This window comes from Rhodoblastus sp., from assembly GCF_041915505.1.
Classification (GTDB): domain Bacteria; phylum Pseudomonadota; class Alphaproteobacteria; order Rhizobiales; family Beijerinckiaceae; genus Rhodoblastus.
The window spans coordinates 1-6845 of record NZ_JAYSBG010000183.1; the positions used below are offsets into that span (position 1 = coordinate 1).

Sequence of the window (6845 nt, forward strand, 5' to 3'; positions counted from 1 at the left end):
AAAAGCGATCAAGCCTTCAAAATAGCTCACACATAATAAGAGCGCGAGACGGCCATCAAAAACACTTCGTTCGCATTGATATAATCTAATCGTCATAGTTTTTTGCTAAAGCCCGCTCGTCGCAAGACGGCTCGCGCGCAATGAGGTCGCCATGACCCTGTATCACTTTCAGATGATCGACCCTACGGGCGCCCGCCACGACCTCAGGTCGCTGCGGCTGGCCGATATCGGCGCCGTCTGGCGGGAGATCCAGTCCGTCGCGGCCGACCAGCCGCAGGGCGGCCAAATCCGCGTGATGAACGACGCCGGCGGCATCGTCGTGCTGGTCGGCGTCTCCACCGCCCGCAGCCTGCAGGCGCGCCACGCTGCGTAAAAGGCGCGCGACGGGGTCGCAAAAAACGCGGCGCGCCAAAAGTTTGGGCTCGACGCCCCGCCTTTCACAAGGCAAATTCCCGCCATGTACCGCACGATCACCTACGACATCCAGATCACCGCCACCCCCGTCTTCGCACCGGAGCGCAGCGATCCGGCGCTGCACCGCTTTTTCTGGACCTATACGATCGAGATCGTCAATCACGGCGACATCCAGGTCCAATTGCTCGAGCGCACCTGGCGAATCACCGACGGCAATGGCAAGGTCGAGACCGTTCACGGCCCCGGCGTGGTCGGCGAGACCCCGATCATCGATCCGGGCGCGAGCTTCAGCTATACCTCGGGCTGCGGCCTGACCACCGCCTCCGGCCTGATGACCGGCGTCTATCATATGGTCGACGCCAATGGCCGCGCCTTCGACGTCGACATCCCGGTCTTTTCGCTCGACAGCCCGATGGAGCGCCGCATCCTCAACTGATCCGGCGCCGAAAACGCTGTCATCCGGCTGTCGCCGGTTTGCCCCCACTCTGAGCCCGCCTTGTCTCGCGCCGGCTGGCGCGTAAACTGCGTGGACGGCCGAGACGGCGCCGAGGACGATTCATGACGCATAATCCCGCCGATTCCACGCTTGAGCGCGCCATCGCCTTGCTCGACCGGCTGGTGGCCTTCGATACGGAATCCTCGCGGAGCAATCTGCCGCTGATCGATTTCGTCGAGGATTATCTGCTCGGCCTCGGCGCGCGTTTCGCCCGTATTCCCAACGCCGAGGGCGACAAGGCCGCGCTTTTCGTCACCTTCGGTCCGAACGCCGATGGCGGCGTCGTGCTGTCCGGCCATACCGACGTGGTTCCGGTGACGGGCCAGAAATGGACCTCGCCGCCCTTCGTCCTGCGTCGCGACGGCGAAAGGCTCTATGGGCGCGGCACCTGCGACATGAAGGGCTTCGACGCGATCTGCCTTGCGATGGCGCCGGAATTCCTGGCCGCGCCGCTGAAAAAGCCGATCCATATCATGCTGAGCTATGACGAGGAGACGACCTGCGCCGGCTGCCTCGACACGATCAAACGCTTCGGTCAAGACCTGCCCCGGCCGGCGTTGGCCGTGATCGGCGAGCCGACGCTGATGCAGGTGGCCGACGCGCACAAAAGCGTGACCACCTATCGCACCATCGTCACCGGCCACGAAGCGCATTCCTCGAAACCCTGGCTGGGCGTCAGCGCCGTCCATGTCGCCTGCCAATTGGTGGCGGCGCTGGAGCGGATCGGCCGCGACCTCGAAGCCGACCGCGACGAACAAGCCCGGTTCGATCCGGCCTTTTCCACCGTCCATGTCGGCATCATCCAGGGCGGCACCGCGCGCAACATCATGGCGCGGCAATGCGAATTCTTCTGGGAGTTCCGCGGCCTGCCGCACGCCTCGCACCGCGCGGCGCTCGATCGGTTCGAGGCTTTCTGCGCCCAGATCGCCGCCGAACGCCTCAATGGCTTCCCCAACGCCAAAATCGAAACCATCGTCGAAACGCAGGCGCCCGGCCTGCGCTCGGAGCCCGATTCCGCCGCCACGACTCTGGCGCTGGCGCTGGCGCAAGCCAATCACACCATAGCGGTGCCCTATGCGACCGAGGCCGGCCAGTTCCAGTCCGGCGGCCTGCCGGCGGTGATCTGCGGCCCCGGTAGCATCGACCAGGCCCATCAGCCCGACGAATATATCGACATCGCGCAGCTCGCCGAGGGCGTCGCCTTCCTGCGCCGCCTCGCCGGCCAGCTCTCGACCTGAGGCGCGCGCTCACTCGGCGCGCGCGCCATCCTCTCCGATGAAGGCCAGCCGCACCATATTGGTCGCGCCCGGCGTGCCAAACGGCATGCCCGCTATGATCAGAATGCGGTCGCCGGGAGAAGCCAACCCCTGCCGCACCGCGAATTTACAGGCGCGATTGGCCATGTCGTCGACGTCATGGGCGTCCTTGGTGATGACCGCCTCCACGCCCCAGACCACCGCCAGCCGCCGCGCCGTCTCGCGGATCGGGGTCAGGGCCAGGATCGGCGCCCGCGGCCGCTCGCGCGCCACGCGCAAGGCCGTGGCGCCCGAGGCGGTCCAGGCGACGATCGCCTTGAGATCGAGCGTTTCCGCCATATCGCGCGCCGCGATCGCGACCGCGTCGGCGCCGGTGCGCTCGGGGGCGGCGCGCTGGGCGGCGATGATCGTGCGGTAGACGCCGTCCTGCTCGACCTCCTCGGCGATGCTGTTCATCATGGTCACCGCCTCGACCGGATATTTGCCCGAGGCGCTTTCCGCCGACAGCATGATGGCGTCCGCGCCTTCGAACACCGCCGTCGCTACATCCGAAACTTCGGCGCGGGTCGGCGCCGGGGCGGAAATCATGCTCTCCAGCATCTGGGTCGCGACCACGACCGGCCGTCCGAGCCGGCGCGCCTCGCGGGTGATGCGCTTCTGCAGGCCGGGCACTTTTTCCAGCGGCATTTCGACGCCGAGATCGCCGCGCGCCACCATCAAAGCGTCGGCGGCGGCCAGAATCTCGTCGAGCCGGGCGATGGCCTGCGGTTTTTCGATCTTGGCCAGCACCAGCGCGCGTCCGCCGGCGATGGCCTTGACTTCCTCGACATCGGCGGCGCGCTGCACGAAGGACAGAGCGACCCAGTCGATCCCGGTCTCCAGCGCGGCTTCGAGATCGATGCGGTCCTTCGGCGTCATGGCGGCGACAGGGATTTCGGTATCCGGCAGGCTGACGCCCTTGCGGTTGGAAATGCGGCCGCCGACATCGACCCGGGCGACCGCGCGATCGCCGGTCGCCTCGACGACCTGGAGGCGCAGCTTGCCGTCGTCGATCAGCAGCTTGTGGCCCGGCGACAAGGCCGAAAGGATTTCGGGATGCGGCAGGCAGACGCGGGTGGCGTCGCCCGGCGCGGGATCGGAATCGAAGGTCAGGGTCTGGCCGACCAGCAGGTCGGCGCCGCCGCCGGCGAAGGCGCCGACGCGCAGTTTCGGCCCCTGCAGGTCGACCAATATGCCGATCGACCGGCCAACCCGCTCCTCGACCGCCCGGATCATGGCGACGGTCTCGCGCATGGCCTCCGGATTGGCGTGACTCATATTGATGCGGAACACATCGGCGCCTGCGCGCCAGAGTTTCTCGATCGAGGCCTCGTCATTCGAGGCCGGGCCGAGCGTGGCCAAGATTTTGCTGCGGCGGCGACGCCTGTCCATGGGGCTCCCTCACATGATTTCATTGTTGGCGCGGCCTGTTGTCGGCCGCTTATGATGACTCAGTGCGCCTGGCCGGGATCGGTCAGCTGCACGGTCCAATTCTTGGCGTCCTTGCCGGTGTCGACCTCGAAAAAGCCGGACCGGTCGAAACCGCGCACGAAACAATCCTCACGGCCATCGATGCGGAACTCGCGGTCGCGCGTGCACATGAAGGCCTTGCCCTTCCATTCGCCGCCGCGTTCGTCCATGGCGTAGATATAATAATATTGAGCGGCGAGCGGCCCGCGCAAAAGCGTCTCGCAATTGCTGGCCTTGATGTTCCACCAGCCTTCGCTGATCCAGTTCGAGCCGTTGGTATAGGCCAGGGCGACGCTGACGCGGGCGTTGGTGTTGTTGCAAAGGCGGAAATCGGCGCGGGCGGTCGATAAAGGGACGCAAGCCATGACAAGAACGGCGACCGCCCCCGAAATCCGCAGCGCCTGCTTCATCGCCATCCTTCCCTGAACCGTCGCGCAACGCCCGCCAGCCTGACCTCGGCGCGAAAGGTCTTTTAGCCTTGTTGCCCGACCGCGTCGATGCGGATTAGATTAGATTTGTCTTACATGCGGAGATTTGTCGCACGCGTTGAAGATCATCCCCGAAGACCCGACCGCTTTCGCTGAAAACGCCTTCCGCCCGTTCGACCTGATCGCCGGCGAGGCGGGCCAGCGCCTGATCCTGTTCTGCGATCACGCCAGCAACGCCTTGCCGCCGGCTTACGGCGACCTCGGCCTGCCGCCCGAATCGCTCGCGCGCCATATCGCCTATGACATCGGCGCCGAACAGGTCACGCGGCGGCTGGCGGCGCTCTCCGGCGCTCCGGCGGCGCTGGCCCGGTTTTCACGCCTGTTGATCGATCCCAATCGCGGCGAGGACGACCCGACCCTCGTCATGCGCATTTCCGACGGCGCGCTCATTCCCGGCAACGCCCGCATCGGGCCGGACGAGATCGCGCGGCGGACCGAGGCCTATTGGCGGCCCTATCGCCGCGCCTGCGCGGGGCTGATCGATTCCGCGCTCGCCCGGGGCGAGGTTCCCGTCCTGCTCGGCATTCATTCCTTCACGCCCTGTTTCAAGGGCGTTTCGCGCCCGTGGCAGGTGGGCCTGCTGTGGGACAAGGACCCACGGCTGGCGCAGCCGCTGATCGACGCCTTTCACGCTGAGGGAATCACCGTCGGCAATAATGAGCCCTATGACGGCGCGCTGCTCGGCGACAGCATGTATGAACACTCGACCCTGCGCGGCCTGCCCGGCGCCTTGATCGAAATCCGTCAGGATCTGGTCGCGACGCCGGAACAATGCGAGGCCTGGGCCTCCTTGCTGGCGCGGCTGCTGCCGCCGGCGCTCGACGGCGCCGCGACGAAAAGCGTGGAATTCTTCGGCTCGCGCGCCGCGCCCGACCGGCGAGCTTGAGCGCGCGCTTGACGCCCGCGCCGCGCTGGTCCAATTCAGGGGCCCTTCATTTCCCGAAACTGACGCAGGCGATCAATGGGCGAGAACACGCTGGACGGCGGCCATCTGAAGAGCTTCATCGAGCGAATCGAACGGCTCGAAGAAGAGAAAAAGGCGATCGCCGACGACATCAAGGACGTCTATGCCGAGGCCAAGGGCACGGGCTATGACGTCAAGATCATGCGAAAGATCGTCTCGCTGCGCAAACAGGACGTCAACAAAAGGCGCGAGGAGGAGGAAATTCTCGACCTCTATCTCTCGGCGCTGGGCGAGCCGTAATTTTCATTTTTGCACAGCAAGCCTTGCCGCGACCCTGGGTCGCGGCGCCATTGCGGGCGCGCGGCGCAATGCCTAGCTGCGGTTGAGTCAACAGCAGGAGCGCCTCCATGCCCGCGCAAAAAGACGATGAAAAACTGTTCCAGCCCTATGATCTGGGCGATATTCGACTGGCCAACCGCGTCGTGATGGCGCCGCTGACGCGCAATCGCGCCACGGCGGGAACCGACGCTCCCAATGATCTGATGGTGGAATATTATCGCCAGCGCTCCGGCGCGGGGCTGATCGTCACCGAGGCCTCGCAGATTTCGCAGCAGGGCCAGGGCTATATCCACACGCCCGGCATTTACACCGACGAGCAGACGCGCGGCTGGCGCAAGATCAATGACGCCGTGCATGAGGCAGGCTCGAAAATCTTCATCCAGCTCTGGCATGTCGGCCGCATCTCCCATGTCTCGCTGCAGCCGGGCGGCGGCGCGCCGGTCGCTCCCTCGGCGATCCGCGCCAATTCCAAGACTTTTGTCGCCAGCGGCTTCGTCGAGACCTCCGAGCCGCGCGCGCTTGACGCGTCCGAACTGCCGGGAATCGTCGCCGATTACGCCCGCGCGGCCGAACGAGCCAAGGAAGCCGGTTTTGACGGCGTCGAAATCCACGCCGCCAATGGCTATCTGCTCGACCAGTTCCAGAAGGACGGCTCCAACCACCGCGCCGACGCTTATGGCGGCTCGATCGAAAACCGCTGCCGCCTCACGCTGGAAGTGGTCGATGCGATTCTCAAGGTCCTGCCCGCCGGCCGTGTCGGGATCAGGCTCTCGCCGGTCAGCCCGGCCAATGACGTCGCCGACAGCAATCCGCAGGCCGTGTTCGACTATCTCGTCCGTCAGCTCGACGCCCGCAAGCTCGCCTATATCCATGTGATCGAAGGCGCGACCGGCGGCCCGCGCGACGTTGCGCCATTCGATTTCCTCGCTTTGCGCAAGGCGTTCAGCGGGGCCTATATCGCCAATAATTCCTATGACCGCGCGCTGGCGGTCGAGACCCTGGCGCGCGACGCGGCCGACCTGATCGCCTTCGGCCGGCCCTTCATCTCCAATCCGGACCTTGTCGAGCGGCTGCGCCGCGACGCGCCGCTCAATGCGCTCGACGCCGGAACGCTTTATGGCGGCGGCGCCGAGGGTTACACCGATTACCCGACCCTCGCAGCGTAACGGCGGTAAGGCTCTTTTAACCATAAATGCCTAACGCTGGCCTCATGGCGGCGCCGTTTCGGCCCGCCGCGAGGCCAGCCCTTGTCCGTCGAACCGCGTCGCGAGCCCGAGTCTTTTTGCGCGCGATCGCCTCGCGATCTGCGGCGCCGGCCCGTGCGCGTCCTCGCTCTGCTGCTCGGCGGCGTCGCCGGCTTCGCGTCCTGTGGCGCGGCGCTGGCGCAAAGCGCGGATTTCCGGCCCTCGACCTATGATTCAGAAACCGCGCCTGTTCGC

The 6845-nt window shown here is 65.8% G+C and carries 8 protein-coding genes; 6 read left to right on the top strand and 2 right to left on the bottom strand.

Annotation, left to right across the window (positions count from 1 at the left end):
* Positions 1–151 precede the first annotated feature (151 nt).
* The 3 genes from ACE3S9_RS12150 (at position 152) to argE (ending at position 2148) form a co-directional block, all read left to right on the top strand.
* Positions 152–373 (top strand): hypothetical protein, encoded by a 222-nt coding sequence (locus ACE3S9_RS12150; RefSeq protein WP_374546723.1) that lies wholly within the window; start codon positions 152–154, stop codon positions 371–373.
* Positions 374–457: 84 nt separating this feature from the next.
* A complete protein-coding gene (gene apaG, locus ACE3S9_RS12155) occupies positions 458–850 on the top strand; it encodes a Co2+/Mg2+ efflux protein ApaG (protein ID WP_374546724.1) in 393 nt (130 codons plus the stop codon).
* Between the two features lie 122 nt (positions 851–972).
* Positions 973–2148: an acetylornithine deacetylase gene (gene argE, locus ACE3S9_RS12160; RefSeq protein WP_374546725.1), complete on the top strand. Its 1176-nt coding sequence runs from the start codon at positions 973–975 to the stop codon at positions 2146–2148.
* 9 nt (positions 2149–2157) lie between these two features.
* Here argE and pyk read toward each other — a convergent pair whose 3' ends face one another.
* Positions 2158–3597, bottom strand: a complete 1440-nt coding sequence (gene pyk / locus ACE3S9_RS12165) for a pyruvate kinase (RefSeq protein WP_374546726.1) — start codon at positions 3595–3597, stop codon at positions 2158–2160.
* A 59-nt stretch (positions 3598–3656) separates the two neighbouring features.
* Complete coding sequence (locus ACE3S9_RS12170) at positions 3657–4085, bottom strand: DUF1036 domain-containing protein (RefSeq protein WP_374546727.1); 429 nt, start codon at positions 4083–4085, stop codon at positions 3657–3659.
* 124 nt (positions 4086–4209) lie between these two features.
* Here ACE3S9_RS12170 and ACE3S9_RS12175 point away from each other — a divergent pair, with 124 nt between their 5' ends.
* The 3 genes from ACE3S9_RS12175 to ACE3S9_RS12185 all read left to right on the top strand — a co-directional run bounded on the left by ACE3S9_RS12175 (position 4210) and on the right by ACE3S9_RS12185 (position 6572).
* Complete coding sequence (locus ACE3S9_RS12175; protein WP_374546728.1) at positions 4210–5049, top strand: N-formylglutamate amidohydrolase; 840 nt, start codon at positions 4210–4212, stop codon at positions 5047–5049.
* Positions 5050–5124: 75 nt separating this feature from the next.
* Positions 5125–5367, top strand: a complete 243-nt coding sequence (locus ACE3S9_RS12180) for a DUF2312 domain-containing protein (RefSeq protein WP_374546729.1) — start codon at positions 5125–5127, stop codon at positions 5365–5367.
* Positions 5368–5474: 107 nt separating this feature from the next.
* On the top strand, positions 5475–6572 hold the full coding sequence (locus ACE3S9_RS12185; protein ID WP_374546731.1) for an alkene reductase: 1098 nt from the start codon (positions 5475–5477) through the stop codon (positions 6570–6572).
* Positions 6573–6845: the final 273 nt, after the last annotated feature.